We start from the raw sequence: 18,335 nt of genomic DNA on the forward strand, positions 1-18,335 counted from the left end.
AGCGGTAGTTCAGTTGGTTAGAATACCGGCCTGTCACGCCGGGGGTCGCGGGTTCGAGTCCCGTCCGCTCCGCCACTTATTCAGACAGAGTTAAGTCTTTAAAATAACTACAGGGGTATAGCTCCAATTGGCAGAGCAGCGGATTCCAAATCCGCGTGTTGGGAGTTCGAATCTCTCTACCCCTGCCACCTTCGAAAGCCTCGACAGAAATGTCGGGGCTTTTTTGCATATGTTGCTTCTGCAAAGCAATGTTGGGAGAACTAGGCGTCCCCTTTCTCGTCGCGCGCTCAAATCTCCGGATTGCCGGCCCAGTCCCTCTATCACATTCAAGGCTCTACACTGCGTGTCACGGCGGAAATACTGGAGCCTTTATTGTTTTGGCTGTGAGGGCTAAAGCAGCGATACTCTTCTTTCAGTAACTTTCCTCTATTTATCAATACTGTGATTCGGTTTTGGAAATTCAGTTTGATCTCCAGTGTTTTGGCAGTAGAATGAATAATGTATTAGGGGTGTAGCTCCAATTGGCAGAGCAGCGGATTCCAAATCCGCGTGTTGGGAGTTCGAATCTCTCCACCCCTGCCATATACCGAAGCCTCAGTCGAAAGACTGGGGCTTTTTCGTATCTAAACGATTATTTCCACTTGTTGTTAATAGGGATAAGCGATAGCATTTGTCCATTGTCATCGCTTCAAGGCGTTGACGGGTGATGGAGTTCCACCTTTAACCGCTCAACCGAGATAATGACTCCTGCTGTAGTAGGATAGATCCGTCTATGGTGGGGCTTGTTATTTGCCATAGCATCTATCCTTATGAGTAATCCGAGATAAAGATAGAGATGGTATGGCACACCCATTAAGTTCAAATCCTAAAATTTTCGTCCAAATCCTTCGTTGGACACTTCTTATTATTCCGGTTGCCGTTATTGTCGGCTCGCTGAATGCATTTTTCCTGTGGATCCTCAGTGTTGCGACTGCAACACGTATCGATAACCCGTGGCTTATTTATCTATTGCCCTTGGCGGGAATTGTGATTGTCTATTGCTACCGTAATTTGGGAAAAAACTCCGAGGGTGGTAACAACCTTATCATGGATGAGATCCACGAACCCGGTGCAGGCATTCCAGCACGTATGGCACCTTTAGTATTAATTACAACCGTACTAACCCACTTGTTCGGTGGCTCGGCTGGCCGTGAGGGGACTGCTGTGCAAATTGGTGGCGCATCGACTCACTGGTTGGCACGTAAATTTAAGTTAAATGAGTCTGATACCCGCCTTATTTTAATTGCTGGCGTAGCCGCTGGCTTTGGAGCTGTATTTGGTACCCCTCTGACTGGTGCTATTTTTGCCCTTGAGGTGTTAGCTATAGGTCGCTTGCGTTACGATGCAATCATTCCTGCCTTGTTCGCTGCAATACTGGCAGATGTGGTTTGTTCTGCCTGGGGCGTGCACCATACTCATTATCGAATCGATTTTCTTGAAAACATCACCTTGTTTGAGCATGCGGTTAAAGTGGACTTGTGGATAATTGCCAAGATTGTTGTTGCAGCGGTAGCATTTGGGTTGGCGGGGTATTTGTTCGGTGAACTAACCCATGCCTTCAAAGATATCTTTAAGGCTACCCTGAAAAATCCGTATCTGATTGTAATGGTCGGTGGTTTAATCGTTATTGGTGCTGTGCAGCTAATTGGTAACTATGACTATATTGGTCTGGGTGTTTACTCAAGCCGAGAAGGTGGTGTCAGTATCTTAACGGCCTTCCAAGAGGGAGGTGCCGAATGGTATAGCTGGTTAATCAAGCTGTTGTTGACGGCAATCACCCTTGCTGCTGGTTATAAGGGCGGTGAGGTCACACCGCTGTTTTTTGTTGGCGCAACTCTGGGTAATACCATGGCTTGGGTGCTAGGTGCTCCGGTTGACTTGTTTGCTGCTCTTGGTTTCTTGGCGGTATTTGCCGCTGCGACCAATACGCCATTGGCTTGTACCATTATGGGCGTTGAGCTATTTGGGGCCGAACATATGTTGTATTTTGCCATTGCTTGCTATACCGCTTATTTCTTCAGTGGCCACACCGGGATCTATTCATCGCAACGAGTGGCGGTACCTAAGTTGCTTGACTTGGATGGTGCGCCGAAGATCACCCATAAGCTGGGCGAGTTGAGAGAAACCCATTCCTCATTGCTTAAATTACTTGTGAAACGCTTCAAATAATTTTGTTTTAACGTGGCGTGTTATGCAAAGGTAACAATGTTTTTGCCAATTAAGTATTAATTTTGTGGGTTCTATCTTGCCGTGGTTGAACCCCTTTCATATACTGCTATTTCAACTTGTCGGAGTGCCATTTGGCTGAGACCGCATTGCGGGATCCGTAGAACCTGATCAGGCTAATACCTGCGAAGGGAACAAGAGAGACTCTTCTGTATCACTGTATCCACAGTATCAGACGAAACTATACACCCTACGTATAGCCTCTTGTTTACGCACCCATCCGCCAAGCAACTTCCCCTTTATGGACAAAAAAGGAAATTGCTATGTCGAATCGCAAACAAGCGAGACTGGAAGCGAAACAATTTATCGATTCACTGACCATTCAAGCCTACCCTAACTCCCGGAAAGTTTATGTTACCGGTAGTCGCGAAGATATTCGTGTACCAATGCGTGAAATTACTTTGGCTGATAGCTTAATTGGTGGTACCAAAGACGATCCCGTTTTTGAGCCCAATGAAGCAATCCGTGTTTATGACACTTCAGGCTTTTATACGGATCCGGATCAACCCGCAGATATCTATGCTGGCCTGCCCAAATTGCGTGAGGCATGGATTGAGGATCGGGGGGATACCGAGCACCTTGATGAGCTAAGTTCGCAATATTCCAAAGCCCGTTTGGCCGATGACACACTTGATGAACTGCGCTTTGAACAGCAGGCGCGTATCCGTCGCGCCAAGATCGGTACCAATGTCACCCAGTTGCACTATGCCCGCCAAGGGATCATTACGCCCGAAATGGAGTTTATCGCCATTCGTGAAAACATGGGGCGTGCGAAATATCGCGATGAGGTGCTAAACCAACAGCATCCGGGCATGGCTTTTGGTGCTAACCTTCCTGAAGAAATCACGCCTGAATTTGTCCGCCGCGAAGTTGCCGAAGGCCGGGCAATTATCCCTTGTAATATCAATCATCCGGAATCTGAACCGATGATCATTGGCCGGAATTTTTTGGTCAAGGTTAATGCCAATATCGGCAATTCGTCGGTTAGTTCATCTATCGAAGAAGAGGTTGAGAAGTTAGTGTGGTCTACCCGGTGGGGCGGCGACACGGTGATGGATCTCTCAACCGGCCGAAATATTCACGAAACCCGCGAGTGGATCATTCGTAACAGCCCGGTTCCGATTGGTACCGTACCTATGTATCAGGCACTGGAGAAGGTCAATGGTATTGCTGAGAGCCTCAACTGGGAGGTGTTCCGCGATACCCTGCTTGAGCAAGCGGAGCAGGGCGTTGATTACTTCACTATCCATGCCGGTGTCTTATTGCGCTATGTCCCAATGACGGCCAAAAGGCTCACTGGTATTGTCTCGCGCGGTGGTTCGATCATGGCCAAATGGTGTTTGGCTCATCATCAGGAAAGCTTCTTGTATGAGCATTTCCGCGAGATTTGTGAGATCTGTGCTCAGTACGATATTGCCCTATCGTTAGGGGATGGCCTGCGTCCGGGGTCGGTGGCTGATGCCAATGATGAGGCGCAGTTTAGTGAGCTACGTACTCTGGGTGAGCTGACCAAGATCGCGTGGGAATACGATGTCCAGGTAATGATCGAAGGGCCTGGCCATGTACCGATGCACATGATTAAGGAAAACATGGAAGAGCAGCTCAAGCACTGCGATGAAGCGCCGTTTTATACCTTAGGACCTCTGACTACTGATATTGCTCCGGGCTATGACCATATTACCTCAGGCATCGGTGCTGCCACGATCGGCTGGTACGGTTGTGCCATGCTGTGCTACGTCACTCCTAAAGAACACCTCGGCTTACCGAATAAAGAAGATGTAAAGGTGGGGCTGATCACGTACAAGCTGTGTGCCCATGCGGCAGACTTAGCAAAAGGCCACCCTGGCGCTCAAGTACGTGATAACGCCTTGTCGAAGGCTCGCTTTGAGTTCCGTTGGGAAGATCAATTTAATCTGGCTTTAGACCCTGAAACGGCTCGAGCCTACCATGATGAAACACTCCCTCAGGAATCCGGCAAGATCGCGCATTTCTGTTCAATGTGCGGACCGAAATTCTGCTCGATGAAGATTTCACAAGAAGTTCGTGACTATGCGAAAGGGCTGGAAAAAGAAGGTGATTTAGCAGTGAAGGTGTTGGATGACCCACTTGAAGGCATGCAGCAAAAAGCCGATGAATTCCGGGCCAGGGGAAGTGAGCTTTATCACCCAATTAAAGAGGAAAGTTAATGAACGCGTTGTGTTTACCCGATCACTTAGCGCCATTGCTGATGCACATTGAGCCATTGTTGGCCGCTGCTGAAAAATATCAGCTCGGTGAGGCCGTTAGTATGGAGTGGAGCGGATCGGAGGTGGTAGACATTCACTTAGAAGGCATCGCCTTCACGGTGGCGTTTAATCCGTCCGAAGCGATGAACCATGAAGTAGAGGTGCGTGATCAGTGGATCGCCCCTTACCCATCATTGGCAGAGATGCAGCAGTTGGTGGCGGAGAATCCGGCGCTGGTTGTTTGTGGGCTACCGACAGAGCGGGGTTGTGTCGATATGTGGCACCATCTCGGTGAAGCCCGTGCCGTGTATTGTCATCATGCAGGCGCCAGTGAGCCGCAGCGGGCGATGTTGCTGGCTGCTCTAGCATTGGACTACCCGCTTGAAGATGCGGTAACCCTGTCGCGCGCCCATGCCCGTGGCTATTTGGAAAGTCACTCGGATGGCTATGGTGAAACCGGCTGGCCGATGGTGCGCTCGCTTTTCCCGCGCCCACTTACTGTCAATCATCCAGAAAGCAGCGCGCTTGGCTGGGTAAGCAGAGAAGTTGCTGTGCCGCCGTTTGCCACGGTCGAGCGCGATAAGCTGGCGTTGTATCCAGTTGTCGATACCGCTGATTGGGTAATCCGCTTGCTCGATTTGGGGGTGAAGACGACCCAGCTACGGATCAAAGATCCGTCCGAGCCGACACTGGCCACCCAGATCAACTGTATCGTTGAGGCTGGCAGGCAACATGGTGCTCAGGTATTTGTGAATGATTACTGGCAACTGGCAATCGATAATCAGGCTTATGGTATCCACTTGGGGCAGGAAGATCTGGAAACGGCTGATCTGGCGGCTATCCAACAAGCTGGACTTCGTCTCGGCCTGTCAACCCATGGTTACTACGAGATCCTTCGAGCGGCCGAATTTGCCCCAAGCTATATTGCATTGGGCCATATCTTTCCGACTACAACCAAAGACATGCCATCCAAACCGCAAGGGTTGAACCGTTTAGCGCTATATCAGAAGTTAATTGGCGATGCTTTCCCGACTGTCGCGATTGGCGGTATTGATTTATCGCGTGCCGAGCGGGTGTGGCGTACAGGGGTGAGCAGTGTAGCGGTTGTACGCGCCATTACCCAAGCGGATGATCCGGCACAGGCTGTTGCGGCATTTGATGACATCTTGGTCCGTAACCCAGCCGAATAGGAAGGCAATCATGCTCAGTGATCAGGAATTTCTGCGCTATAACCGTCAGATCATGCTGCCGCAGATCGGCGAGGCTGGTCAGCAATCATTGACCAGCGCTCAGGTGTTGTTAGTCGGTGCGGGCGGCTTGGGATCGGCGGCGGCTTTATACCTTGCTGGTGCAGGGATCGGGAATCTAGTGATTGCCGATGATGATACCGTCGATAGCTCTAATCTGCAGCGTCAGGTTATTTACCGCGATAGCGATCAAGGCAAAGCCAAGGCTGCTATGGCGGCAGAGCAGTTGCAGGCGTTAAACCCACATATTCGTATCCGGGCCGTTAAGGCTCGACTGGCTGATCAACGGTTGGCAATGGAAGTCTCGTTGGCTGATGTTGTCCTTGATTGTTCCGATAACCTAGAGACCCGCTATGCCGTCAACCAAGCCTGCTTCAAAGCCAATACACCGCTGATCTCGGGGGCAGCTATTCGCTGGCAGGGTCAACTGATGGCGTTTGATTTTCGCCAGGGTAAGGGGCCGTGCTACCACTGTTTGTTCCCGCGTCAGGAAGGGGCTGTTGATGAGCCACAAAATTGCAGCAATTCAGGGATTGCCGGGCCGGTGGTTGGCACCGTGGGTAACTTGCAGGCACTGGAAACTATTAAATTACTGACCGGTGCTGGCGAAGTGGGCTTTGGCTCCCTGCGTCAGTTCGACGGTCTGACGATGGGCTGGCAAGCCTTTCAATTACCAACAGATAGATCGTGCCCAGTTTGCGGGACGGGAGAATAAAACCACTATGACAACAGCAACTCTGATCCAAGTTCGGGTCAATGATAAACCGGTTGAGGTGCCTGAAGGGCAGTCTCTCGGTGCCCTGCTGATCCAACTGGAAATGCCGCTTCAGGCCACTGCGGTAGCGCTTAATGAAGATATTGTTGCCCGCAGTGAGTGGGACGTAACAGTACTAAGCACCGGCGATCGCATCGCCTTGTTCCAAGCGATTGCAGGAGGATAAATGCTAACTATCGCTGATAAGACGTTCTCGTCACGGCTGTTTACCGGTACCGGTAAGTACGCCAACCGCCACGCGATGGCGGAATCGATCATTGCCTCCGGCTCTGAGCTAGTCACCATGGCCTTGAAACGTGTGGATATTGAAAGCCGCGATGATGATATTCTTGCCCCGTTGGTTGAGGCAGGGGTCAATCTATTGCCAAATACTTCCGGTGCAAAAAATGCCAAGGAAGCGGTATTCGCAGCCAAACTGGCCCGTGAAGCTCTGGGGACTAATTGGCTCAAGCTGGAAATCCACCCAGATCCTAAGTACTTGATGCCTGACCCGATAGAGACCCTGGCGGCTGCCGAAGAGCTGGTGCGTGAAGGTTTCATTGTTCTACCTTATTGCCATGCCGACCCGGTATTGTGTAAGCGTTTAGAAGAGGTTGGGTGTGCTGCGGTCATGCCACTAGGAGCGCCGATTGGTTCCAATAAAGGGCTGGCCTCGCGCGATTTTCTTGAAATTATCATTGATCAGGCAAGAGTACCTGTGATTGTTGATGCCGGTATTGGCGCGCCGTCCCATGCAGCTGAAGCGATGGAGATGGGAGCGGATGCGGTATTGGTGAACACGGCGATAGCGGCTGCTGCTGATCCGGTTGTGATGGGGCGGGCCTTTAAGCTAGCAGTCGAGAGTGGCCGGATGGCGTATGAGGCCGGTTTGGCGGGGACGGTTAACCATGCTATAGCCTCAAGCCCTTTAACCGCTTTCTTGGATCAGCCTGCTTAAGGAGCCTGCAATGAGTTTCGTGGATGAGTGGAAGCAGTTTGATTGGGATGACATCCGGCTGTCTATCTATGGCAAGACAGCGGCGGATGTTGAGCGGGCGCTGCGCAAACCAAAACGCGATCTGGAAGATTTCAAAGCCCTGATCTCGCCGGCAGCAGAACCTTATCTCGAGCAGATGGCACAGCAGTCGGCGGCGTTGACCCGTAAGCGGTTCGGTCATACGGTGTCGTTTTACATTCCGTTATACCTGTCCAACCTGTGCGCCAATGCGTGCACCTACTGTGGTTTTTCGATGGAAAACCGTATCAAGCGCCGTACTTTGAATATGGCTGAAGTAGAGCGTGAATGTGAGGCGATCAAGGCTAAACAGTTCGACAGTATCTTACTGGTTACAGGTGAGCACGAGCGTAAGGTCGGGATGGAATACTTCCGAGAAGCACTGCCGGCGATCAAATCCCATTTCAGCTATTTGGCAATGGAAGTCCAGCCGCTGGAGCAGGATGAATATGCTGAGCTGAAAACCCTTGGTTTGGATGCGGTGATGGTCTATCAAGAAACCTACAGCGCGCCGACTTATGCCCAGCATCACTTACGCGGCAACAAAATGGATTTTGAGTACCGGTTGGCCACGCCTGATCGCTTGGCAAAAGCCGGGATTGATAAGATCGGGATCGGTGCCCTGATTGGCCTGGAAGAGTGGCGTACTGACTGCTTTTTTGCCGCTGCGCATCTTGACTACCTTGAGCGTACCTACTGGCAAACACGTTATTCGATTTCCTTCCCGCGACTGCGTCCGTGTGAGGGCGGCTTGCAGCCCAAATCGGTGATGAATGATCGCCAATTGGTGCAGCTGATCTGTGCTTACCGACTGTTTAACCCGGAGGTTGAGCTGTCGCTGTCGACCCGAGAATCGGCACAGTTTCGTGATAATGTGTTGCCATTGGGGATCACCACTATGTCGGCCGAGTCCAAGACCCAACCGGGTGGTTATGCTGACGATGTACCGGAGTTGGAGCAGTTTGCGATCAGCGATGAGCGCCCGGCAGCCGACGTCGCCGCAGCGGTCAAGCAGCGTGGATTTGAGGTGGTGTGGAAGGACTGGCACCACGCGTATTCTGGCTAACAGGCAGATCGAGTGGTTTAAATTAAAGATAAAAAAACACCCGCACAGGTTATCTGTGCGGGTGTTTTTCATTTTGTTGTTAGCGTTATGTCATTAACGCAATTATTAACGCGTTAGCGGCGCTGTCGCTTGTTCTAGCCACGCCAGATCGTCACCTTGCAGCGATGGGCTAAGCACATCGAAAACGCTCTGGTGGTAGTTGTTTAGCCAGTTAAGCTCAGCGTCAGTCATCAGCGCCAGATCAACCAAGCGACGGTCGATAGGGGCACGGGTCAGAGATTCAAAGCCCATCACTGTCATGTCACCCGCGGTTTCCACTTCCACAACCAGCTCCAAGTTTTCGATGCGGATCCCAAAAGCATCAGCCCGGTAGTAGCCCGGTTCGTTTGACAGCACCATGCCCGGAAGCAGGGCGGTTGGGTTGTATACTTTGGCAATACGTTGCGGGCCCTCATGGACACTCAGGAAGTGACCGACACCGTGACCGGTACCGTGGTCGTAATCAAAGCCATAGGCCCACAAATGTTGGCGGGCAAGGGCGTCTAGCTGTGAACCGGTAGTGCCTTTCGGGAAGCGAGCAGATGCCAAACCAATATGGCCTTTCAATACTAGGGTAAAGGTTTGCTTCACCTCGTCACCCGGCTCGCCGATAGCGATAGTACGGGTGATGTCGGTCGTACCGTCTGGATACTGGCCGCCTGAATCAACCAAGTAGACGTTGTCCATCTCCAGCACACTCGGCTCTGGCTGGTTATTGTGGTTGTAGTGACACATGGCTGCGTTACCGGCTGCGGCAGAAATCGTATCGAAGCTGACATCGGTACAGCTGCTGTCTTCGCTGCGGAATTGCCACAGTTTGTCCGACAGGGTGCCTTCGTCCAGTAAGTTGCCTTGAGCCACTTGGCTATCTACCCAGGCAAGGAATTTGCTGACTGCCACGCCATCGCGGATGTGGCAGGCTTTCATACCGGCAATTTCCGTTGGGTTCTTGGCGGCTTTCGGCAGTAGGCAAGGATCGGCAGCTTCTAGCAGTGTGGCATTTGTATCACGCAAGGTTTGGCTCGCCCAAGCATTGCTGGTGGCCGGATCAACCAACACTGTTTTACCGGATAGCTGTTGGAGGCCGGTTTCCAGTGCTTCCGGAGTATTGACGCGTACGCCTTCGCCAACATGGGTGGCGAAGCCTTCTGGCAAGCGATTTGGATCAATATAGAAGTCGACGCTTTGATCGGCGTGAAGTAGTGCCGTTGATAGTAGAACCGGCAGGCTAGGTACATCACTACCACGAATGTTAAGCAGCCAAGCAATGCTGTCTAGCTGGGTCAGCAGTACTGCATCGGCTTTTTGTTTGGTGATCTCGGTGGCAATCAGCTCTCGCTTGTCGCTGCTGCTCTGGCCGACAAAATCTAGTCCCATCAGTTTGGCCTGCGACAAGGTCGCTTCAGGGCGATCTGACCAAAATAGCTCGATTGGGTTTTCGCCAATGCTGACCAACTCCAGTTCACCCGCAACTTGTATTTGGGTGCGGGTTAGCCATGCCGCGTTGTGCAGACGCGGGTCAATCGCCACTTTGCTGTTTGGTGACAGGTTGTCCAATGCCCATTGAACGGGAGGCTCGTCAATCAAGTGGCGGTATTCGTATACATCACCCGGTACTTGCTTGCGGACCTGAACGACATAGCGGCCATCGACAAACATGGCTGCCTTGTCGCGGGCAATCACTGCCATACCTGCCGAGCCAGTAAAGCTGGTTGCCCAGTGCAGGCGCTCGTTATGGGCCGGGATATATTCGCCCAGGTATTCATCTTCGTGGGGGATCAAAAGGGCGTCGAGCTGGTTTGCTTCCAGCCACTGACGGATCTGCGCGACGCGTTGCGAGATAACTGCTTGCATGTGTGTATTTTTCCTTTCACTGAGTCACCGTCCATGTGACGGCTATAATGTCAGCCTGAATAACAAATACCCCTGCCTCCTGAATATTGACAGGAAATGTTGGCTGTTCAGGCTGATCTCCTTAAATTAGCGCTTTTGCGTAATAGCTGCAATTAGCTAACAGATAAATCACCGCAGCGTGAGGTGATAACTTACGGTAACTAGCTATGTTATCGTGTTTTTTCTCGATATTGGTGCCAATAGAAGGGGTCATAGGAGGAAGTGTTGAAGTAACCAACCCAGCACGTTGAGGGATAGCCTGGCGGGCTTTGTAAGTGGTATGGCATTTCTTTCCCGTAAATGAAGTGATATTCCCAAATGGAAAATCGGTGTTGAATATATACCATTTCTATTCATATCTTGAACACCGTAAACTGCCGCCATTGCTCAATAGGATAAGACTATGCAACCGAAATACTCTGCGGACAAACGGCTGGTGGCCTTGATGGTGACTTTGGTGTTGTTTAGCCCGCTTGCCATTGATATCTACCTTCCCGCGCTGCCGGCGATGGCGGAAACTTTTGCGGTCGATCTGACCCGGGTTCAAGATACCGTGACTTGGTTTATGTTCAGTCTGGGTCTTGGCCAGTTGGTAGCTGGTCCGCTGGCTGACCGATTTGGCCGTCGCCCTATAGCTTTAGCCGGTATCGTGATTTATGGCGCAAGTGCCACACTGGCGTATGTTGCTCAATCTTTGGATATGTTGTTGGTTGCCCGTTTATTACAGGGCTTTGGTGCCTGTGCAACATCGGTGGCGGCCTTTGCGGCGGTGCGGGACAGCTTCGGTCCAGAGAAAAGCGGCCGGATGATCAGCTACCTCAATGGTGCGATCTGCTTTATCCCAGCTTTAGCCCCCTTGCTGGGTACCTGGTTGACTCATCAGTTTGGCTGGCGTGCCAACTTCAGCTTCATGGCTGGCTTTGCGCTGGTGGCGGGCTTATTTATCTTGCTGCTGTTTCGTGAAACCCGCCCGGCCGATACCGATGTATCCGGCTCGACAATAAGCTTATCGCGTTACTGGTCTGTCCTTAGAGAACCGACTTTCTTGTACCATGCTAGCCTGTGTATGTTAGCAATGGCTGTGATCCTTGCCTATGTCACCTCGGCACCCGCGTGGTTGATGGTCGAGCTTGGCCAGAGCATGAACCAGTTTACCTTGTGGTTCGGTATCAATGCCGCGCTGAACATTCTGGCCTGCATGGTTGTACCGAAATACATTGACCGCTTTGGCTCGCGAATGACGCTGAATACTGGCCTGGTGATCTTAGTGCTGGCTGGCATGCTGATGCTGCTGGTCGGTCATATTGTCGAAGCTTGGGCCTTTATGGCACCGATCTTCATGTCCTCGTTCGGCTTTGCCTTTGTGCTTGGTTCCGCGGCGGGCAAAGCACTGGCCCCGTTTGGTGATCGTGCCGGTACGGCTGCTGCATTGCTGGGCTTGTTCCAGATGAGTGGCGCTGGTGCGATGGTAAGCCTGACCCAACGCTTGGGCTTGAGTTCGCCGGACTTAATGGTGTTGCAGATGTGGTTGTTGGTCCCAGGTTTGTTGCTGTTGTGGACCAAGTTCGGCCGTCGCTGGCACGCGCCTGTGACCGCCTAACAGAAAATGCTCAATAACAAAAAGACGCCGTCCCTTTAAGGCGCAGGGTCTCGACAACCCATACTTGCTCGCTTGCCTGCCACTTTAGTGGCAGGCTTTTTTATGCTTGCAATACGGAGTTAAGATTAAGCCGGCGTTTCGGTTTGCTGTTTTTTACCTTTCCACTGCTGGATAAGTAGGCCGAAAACAATCAGCACTAGGCCAACCAAGGTTGACGGGTGGATCTCCTCGCCGATAATCGTCGCCAGTAGCATCAGCGAGATAAACGGGGAAATGAAAATCAGGTTGCTGATCCGCGCCGTGTTACGAGTCAGCTTGAGCGCGTTGATCCACAGTACAAAGGTGATCCCCATCTCGAACAAGCCGACATAGCTCACCGCTGCCCAGCCTTGCCAAGGGATTGCGGTCCAGCCACCGATATAAAGGCTCAAGCCTATAGAAAAAGGCAATGAAACCAAAAAACCCAGCAGGACCGCAAGCACTGCATCGGCTTGGTTTTTGGTGTTGAGGATCCAATACATAGCCCACAATAGGGTCGACAGTAGTGCCAGCGCCACACCGGTCGGGTTATCAAACTGCAATGCCATAACATCGCCCTTGGTGGCAATGATCACCACACCGAGGTAGCCCAGCGCACAGGCCGCCCAGTCTTGCTTGCGGATTTTCTGGCCGAGGAAGACTGCGGCCATCAGCGTCAGGGTAATTGCCCAACTGTAGTTGAGCGGCTGGGCCTGGGATGCGGGTAGTAGATCGTAGGCTTTGAAGAGCACCAGATAGTAGGCAAAAGGGTTGATGAGGCCGAGCAACAAGTAGTAATGCGGTCTGGCCATAAAGGTACGGCCTAGTAGGTGGAGCTTGCCTTGGTACAGAGCGATACCTGCAAGAGCGATAGCAGACACCACACTGGCGGCAACCAGCATCTGAACTGGGGTAAAGAAATCAAGGGTGATCTTAAAAGCGGTAGCAACTGTCGACCACAGCAAGACAGCCGCCAGGCCATACCCGAGCGCATAACGTTCGTTCATTGTTCATCCATAATCAATTGCTGCTTTGGCAAGGCAGCTGAGGGTTATATAGGGAGTCAGTCTATTCGATTGCATCGACGTCGACCAGAAAATTGCGATAAGGGATGTGAGCTTGCTGCGAAGGACGTTTCTGCGCTAGAGAGGCTGGACATTTATCCAGTATCCTCTTAGCCTTATTGGCAAAAGCAGATCAATTGCTGGTTAATCAACGAGTCAGGAACAAAGCATGATGAATGAGTGGCTGTCGGGGTACGGCTTGGCTATCGTGACCGGTGTTTCCGGGGCCACGGTCGCAGGGGCTATTGCGGCATGGCTGGTAAACAACCGCTGGCAACAGCAAATGCAGCTTCTGCGTCAGCAGGCAGAGAGCGAGCTGAAGTTGGCACAAAACCGCGAACAGCATTACCAGAGCCAGCTTAGTGAGCGTAACCAGGAGCTCGATGAAATGGATGTTGAACGCGATCGGCTCACGGCCGAGTTGCGCCAGATGCATGGTCGCCTTGCGGCGTCGTTGGAGAAAATGCGCCATTTCGAGGCGCTCAAAAACGAGAAGCAATATCTAGCCGAACAGCTGGAAAACGGCCGGATGGCCAATGCCGGTCTAGAAGCGGATTTACGCGAGCAGGAAGCCCGTCATTTTGAAGAGCAGAAAGCGGCCGATGACAAGATTGCCCTGCTGGAAAATGCTGAAGAGCGGCTGCGTGTGCAGTTTGAAAGCTTGGCCAATCGCTTGTTCGAGCAAAAGACCCGTACTGTCGATCAGCAAAACCGGATCAGCATCGAAGGGCTGTTGGGTCCGCTGCGTGAGCAGCTTGATGGATTCCGCAAGCAGGTCAATGACAACTTCAACCAAGAAGCCCGCGAACGCCATACCTTGGTCCATGAAATCAATAACCTCAAGCAGCTCAATGAGCAGATGGCGCGTGAAGCGGTCAACCTGACCCAGGCTCTGAAAGGGGACAACAAGGCGCAAGGTAATTGGGGAGAGGTCGTATTGGCTCGGGTACTGAGTGACTCCGGACTGCGTGAAGGGCATGAATACCAGACCCAGATCAACCTCGAAAATGGGGACGGCAAGCGCTATCAACCTGACGTGGTTGTCCATCTACCGCAAAGCAAAGATGTTGTTATCGATGCCAAGATGTCGCTGATCGCTTACGAGCGCTTTTTCAATGCTGACAATATTGCCGAGCAGGATCTGGCCCTGGGTGAGCACGTTGCCTCGGTGCGCAGCCATATCCGGGGATTGAGCCGCAAGGATTATCATCAGCTGCACGGAGTTGAAAGCCTTGATTACGTGCTGATGTTTATTCCGGTTGAGCCAGCGTTTCAGGCCGCCATTCAATCTGATCCGCGCCTGATCCGTGATGCGATGGATCAGAACATTATGTTGGTCAGCCCAACCACTTTGCTGGTGGCACTGCGGACCATCAATAACCTGTGGCGTAATGAGCGCCAGAACCAGAATGCCAAGCAAATTGCCGATAGGGCCAGCAAGCTTTACGATAAGTTGCGGCTGTTTGTCACCGACATGGAAACCATGGGCGCGTCGCTGGATAAGGCCAGGCAGAGCTATCAGGGCGCGATGAACAAGTTGGTCACGGGGCGGGGCAATGTGATCCGCCAGGCAGAAGGGTTCCGCCAGTTAGGGGTGGAGGTCAAGCGTGATATCAATCCGGTATTGACCGAAAGGGCGATGCTGGGAGCGGCTGATGACGAGGCTTTGCCCGAGGGCATTACCGAGATTGGCGAGGGTAGTCCAACAGCATAATTGTGCGGTGTGGAGTTAGATGCAGGTTGTGCTTTGAGCAAACCTCAACCATCAAGTACACTAGGCGAAATAATACGTTAACCACGACGGAAGTAGTATGACGGACACCACACTAGAGACGACCCATTTTGGCTACCGGACTGTAGCCAAGGACGACAAGGCAGAAATGGTTGCAGAGGTATTTCACTCGGTAGCTGCTAAGTACGACATTATGAATGACTTGATGTCGATGGGTGTCCATCGGGTGTGGAAGCGCTTTACCATTGACTGCAGTGGTGTTCGCCGTGGTCACAGGGTGCTCGATTTGGGTGGAGGTACCGGTGATCTGACCGCTAAGTTCTCGCGCATTGTGGGCGATGACGGTCAGGTGATCTTGGCCGATATCAATAACTCGATGCTGAAAGTGGGCCGCAGCAAACTGCGTGATAACGGTATTGTCGGCAACGTGGGCTATGTTCAGGCCAATGCCGAAGAGCTACCTTTCCCGGATGACTACTTTGACTGTATTACCATCAGCTTCTGTCTGCGTAACGTGACCGACAAGGATAAAGCATTGCGTTCGATGTACCGCGTGCTTAAGCCGGGTGGCCGTCTGTTGGTACTGGAGTTCTCCAAGCCGATTGTCGAGCCACTGTCGAAAGTCTATGACGCCTACTCATTCCACCTGTTGCCAAAAATGGGCGAAGTGATTGCTAACGATGCCGAAAGCTATCGCTACCTGGCCGAGTCTATCCGGATGCATCCTGACCAAGATACCTTGGAAGGAATGATGCAAAATGCAGGTTTCGAGCAGACGAACTATTACAACCTGACCGGTGGTATTGTTGCCCTACACCGTGGCTACAAATTCTGAGGAACCCATGCCTGTTGATGTGTTTGTAACCGGGGTGATAGAGACCTCACTCAATGCCTTGCTGAAGGATGATGAAGACAGCCAGCGTCGCCTTGCCCGACTGAAGGGGAAGGTGATTGGCGTGACCATTAATGAATTTGGCAAGCAACTTTATTTTGTTTTCAGCCAGCAAATTGATGTTCTCGGTGCCTATGAAGGCGACGTCGATTGTCAACTGGCGCTTAACCTGTCTGTTTTGCCGGAGCTCCGCCAGCAAGCTAACCTGACCCAGCTGATCAAGGCCGACAAGCTATCGCTCGAGGGGGATATCCAGCTGGCCCAGCAGTTCTCGACCTTGCTAAGTGGCCTGAAGCCGGACGTTGAAGAAACATTATCGCAATATACCGGTGATATTGTTGCCCATACGTTGGTCAGTGGCGCTAAACAGGGCGCACGATTTATCCAGCAAGGTGTGGTTAAACGCCAGCGCGATTTGGCCGAGGTGATCACCGAGGAGTGGCGCTTAGCCCCGCAGGCGCTGGAAATAGCGTATTTTGCCGATCAGGTCGACGACTTGAAAACGGACGTAGCACGCAGTGAAGCACGGTTGAACCGCCTAATGGAGCAAGTGCTTTAATGATGGTGTTATCCGAAATTAAGCGTCTGTATCAGATCACCGCTGTCCAGCTGCGCTATGGGTTGGATGAATTATTGCCTGAAGATCCACGGCTGGAATTGCCAAAGGTGATGCGCAAGTCCCTGTTCTGGATCCGCAATGAGCACCCTGATAAACCATTGGGCGAACGCCTGCGGTTAGCACTTCAAGAGCTAGGACCGGTATGGATCAAATTCGGCCAGATGATGTCGACTCGTCGTGACTTGTTCCCGCCGCACATCGCCGATCAGCTGGCGCTGCTGCAAGATCAGGTGGCGTCGTTTGACGGGCGTTTGGCCAAGGATCAGATGGAAAAAGCCTTGGGTGGCCCACTGGAGACATGGTTCAACGATTTCGATGAAGTGCCGTTGGCTTCGGCATCCATCGCCCAGGTTCATACCGCAACGTTGAAAGAAACCGGTAAGGAAGTGGTGCTCAAAGTGATCCGTCCGGATATCTTGCCGGTGATCAAAGCCGATATTACCTTGATGTACCGAATGGCCGGTTTGCTTGAGAAGATACTGCCGGATGCCCGTCGCTTACGTCCTGTTGAGGTAGTACGAGAGTACGAAAAAACCTTGCTCGATGAATTGAACCTGATGCGCGAAGCTGCCAATGGTATTCAGCTAAGGCGCAACTTTGAAGACAGCGATATGCTGTATGTTCCTGAAGTGTATACCGACTTGAGCCGGGAAAACCTGCTGGTAATGGAGCGTATCTATGGCATTCAGGTGTCGGATATCGATGCGCTGGTGGCCAACGGTACCGACATGAAACTGTTGTCGGAGAATGCAGTGACAATTTTCTTCACTCAGGTATTTCGTGACAGCTTCTTCCATGCCGACATGCACCCTGGCAATATTTTTGTGGCTCGGGAAAATCCGGAAAACCCGCAGTGGATTGCTCTTGACTGTGGTATCGTCGGTAGCCTGAACCGGGAAGACAAACGCTATCTGGCTGAGAACCTGCTGGCATTTTTCAACCGGGACTACCGCAAGGTCGCTGAGTTGCACGTTGATTCTGGCTGGGTACCGGAAGATACCAACATCGATGAATTTGAATTTGCGATTCGCACCGTGTGCGAGCCGATTTTCGAGAAGCCGCTGGCCGAGATTTCGTTTGGCCATGTGTTGCTGAATTTGTTCAATACCGCACGCCGCTTCAATATGGAAGTGCAGCCACAGTTGGTATTGCTGCAAAAAACCTTATTATATGTCGAAGGGTTGGGGCGTCAGCTGTATCCGCAACTTGATTTGTGGGATACCGCCAAGCCTTTCCTGGAAGACTGGATGTCCCGTCAGGTTGGCCCGCAGGCCGTGATCGACGGGGTGAAAACCCGGGCGCCATTCTGGGCAGAGAAGTTACCGGAGCTTCCGGAATTACTCTACGATAGTTTGCGCCAAGGTAATGCGCTTAACCAACGTATCGATAAACTCTATGATAATTTCATGGAGAGTCGACGTTACCAGGGCCAGGCACGGTTCTACTTTGGCATTGGTGCAACTCTGGTTGTATGTTCTGCCATACTTTTTAGTAATCACGTAGAAACCTATTCGGCCATTAGCGCTGCAATGGGGGTCACGTTTTGGTTACTTGGGTGGCGTGCTTGCCGTAAATAGACGGTAAAGTATGCAGCCAACATATATACAATTTGTTATTAACCACAATTAGCTGAGGTAAAACAAGCATGGGTGGTATCAGTATCTGGCAATTGCTAATCATTGCACTAATTATAGTTCTGTTGTTCGGAACCAAGAAGTTGCGCACTCTGGGCGGTGACTTGGGTTCTGCCGTAAAAGGTTTCAAGAAGGCGATCGGCGATGAGGAGCCTTCAGCTGAGAAGAAAGACGCCGCAGCTGATGCGGATTTCGATCAGAAGAAACTAGCGGACGAACAGCAGGCTGGCCAGGCTCAGAAGAGCCAAAAAGACAAAGAGCAGGTTTAACAC

15 protein-coding genes, 2 tRNA genes and 2 riboswitches are annotated in these 18,335 nt (G+C 51.7%); of the genes, 15 read left to right on the forward strand and 2 right to left on the reverse strand.

Features of this window, described 5'->3' with window-relative positions; genetic code table 11:
• Positions 1-111 precede the first annotated feature (111 nt).
• The 9 genes from ACVA53_RS02885 to thiH all read left to right on the forward strand — a co-directional run bounded on the left by ACVA53_RS02885 (position 112) and on the right by thiH (position 8,572).
• Positions 112-188: transfer RNA gene (locus tag ACVA53_RS02885), tRNA-Trp, on the forward strand.
• 317 nt (positions 189-505) lie between these two features.
• Positions 506-582: transfer RNA gene (locus tag ACVA53_RS02890), tRNA-Trp, on the forward strand.
• A 111-nt stretch (positions 583-693) separates the two neighbouring features.
• Positions 694-757, forward strand: a riboswitch (Fluoride riboswitch).
• An 83-nt stretch (positions 758-840) separates the two neighbouring features.
• Positions 841-2,208: a voltage-gated chloride channel family protein gene (locus ACVA53_RS02895; protein WP_446504461.1), complete on the forward strand. Its 1,368-nt coding sequence runs from the start codon at positions 841-843 to the stop codon at positions 2,206-2,208.
• A gap of 110 nt (positions 2,209-2,318) precedes the next feature.
• A riboswitch (TPP riboswitch) is annotated at positions 2,319-2,416 on the forward strand.
• A gap of 112 nt (positions 2,417-2,528) precedes the next feature.
• Complete coding sequence (gene thiC, locus ACVA53_RS02900) at positions 2,529-4,451, forward strand: phosphomethylpyrimidine synthase ThiC (protein ID WP_446504462.1); 1,923 nt, start codon at positions 2,529-2,531, stop codon at positions 4,449-4,451.
• Positions 4,451-5,680: a thiamine phosphate synthase gene (gene thiE, locus ACVA53_RS02905; protein ID WP_446504463.1), complete on the forward strand. Its 1,230-nt coding sequence runs from the start codon at positions 4,451-4,453 to the stop codon at positions 5,678-5,680. Before thiC ends, thiE begins: the two co-directional genes overlap by 1 nt.
• Positions 5,681-5,690: 10 nt before the next feature.
• Positions 5,691-6,452, forward strand: coding sequence for a HesA/MoeB/ThiF family protein (locus ACVA53_RS02910; protein ID WP_255044766.1), 762 nt, complete (start codon positions 5,691-5,693; stop codon positions 6,450-6,452).
• 7 nt (positions 6,453-6,459) lie between these two features.
• A complete protein-coding gene (gene thiS, locus ACVA53_RS02915; RefSeq protein WP_255044767.1) occupies positions 6,460-6,678 on the forward strand; it encodes a sulfur carrier protein ThiS in 219 nt (72 codons plus the stop codon).
• Positions 6,679-7,449, forward strand: a complete 771-nt coding sequence (locus ACVA53_RS02920; protein WP_255044768.1) for a thiazole synthase — start codon at positions 6,679-6,681, stop codon at positions 7,447-7,449.
• Positions 7,450-7,459: 10 nt separating this feature from the next.
• Entirely contained in the window at positions 7,460-8,572 is a 1,113-nt protein-coding gene (gene thiH / locus ACVA53_RS02925) for a 2-iminoacetate synthase ThiH (RefSeq protein WP_446504464.1), read from the forward strand.
• Positions 8,573-8,677: 105 nt separating this feature from the next.
• Here the strand turns inward: thiH and ACVA53_RS02930 are convergent, their stop codons facing one another.
• On the reverse strand, positions 8,678-10,465 hold the full coding sequence (locus ACVA53_RS02930) for an aminopeptidase P family protein (protein ID WP_446504465.1): 1,788 nt from the start codon (positions 10,463-10,465) through the stop codon (positions 8,678-8,680).
• 442 nt (positions 10,466-10,907) lie between these two features.
• Between ACVA53_RS02930 and ACVA53_RS02935 the strand changes: the two genes are divergently transcribed.
• A complete protein-coding gene (locus tag ACVA53_RS02935; RefSeq protein ID WP_255044771.1) occupies positions 10,908-12,104 on the forward strand; it encodes a multidrug effflux MFS transporter in 1,197 nt (398 codons plus the stop codon).
• A gap of 125 nt (positions 12,105-12,229) precedes the next feature.
• Here ACVA53_RS02935 and ACVA53_RS02940 read toward each other — a convergent pair whose 3' ends face one another.
• The gene (locus ACVA53_RS02940) at positions 12,230-13,129 is read right to left on the reverse strand and encodes a DMT family transporter (RefSeq protein ID WP_255044772.1); all 900 of its coding nucleotides are present in this window, start codon (positions 13,127-13,129) and stop codon (positions 12,230-12,232) included.
• A gap of 229 nt (positions 13,130-13,358) precedes the next feature.
• Between ACVA53_RS02940 and rmuC the strand changes: the two genes are divergently transcribed.
• From rmuC to tatA, 5 genes are all read left to right on the forward strand, one after another.
• Complete coding sequence (gene rmuC / locus ACVA53_RS02945; protein WP_255044780.1) at positions 13,359-14,900, forward strand: DNA recombination protein RmuC; 1,542 nt, start codon at positions 13,359-13,361, stop codon at positions 14,898-14,900.
• A gap of 97 nt (positions 14,901-14,997) precedes the next feature.
• Positions 14,998-15,753, forward strand: a complete 756-nt coding sequence (ubiE, locus tag ACVA53_RS02950) for a bifunctional demethylmenaquinone methyltransferase/2-methoxy-6-polyprenyl-1,4-benzoquinol methylase UbiE (RefSeq protein WP_255044773.1) — start codon at positions 14,998-15,000, stop codon at positions 15,751-15,753.
• 7 nt (positions 15,754-15,760) lie between these two features.
• Entirely contained in the window at positions 15,761-16,369 is a 609-nt protein-coding gene (locus ACVA53_RS02955; protein ID WP_255044774.1) for a ubiquinone biosynthesis accessory factor UbiJ, read from the forward strand.
• 2 nt (positions 16,370-16,371) lie between these two features.
• Positions 16,372-18,006 carry a ubiquinone biosynthesis regulatory protein kinase UbiB gene (gene ubiB, locus ACVA53_RS02960; protein ID WP_255044781.1) on the forward strand — a complete coding sequence of 545 codons (1,635 nt, stop codon included), beginning with the start codon at positions 16,372-16,374 and terminating at the stop codon, positions 18,004-18,006.
• A 68-nt stretch (positions 18,007-18,074) separates the two neighbouring features.
• Complete coding sequence (gene tatA / locus ACVA53_RS02965) at positions 18,075-18,332, forward strand: Sec-independent protein translocase subunit TatA (RefSeq protein WP_255044775.1); 258 nt, start codon at positions 18,075-18,077, stop codon at positions 18,330-18,332.
• Positions 18,333-18,335 lie beyond the last annotated feature (3 nt).

It is taken from the genome of Photobacterium sp. DNB23_23_1, from assembly GCF_052873815.1.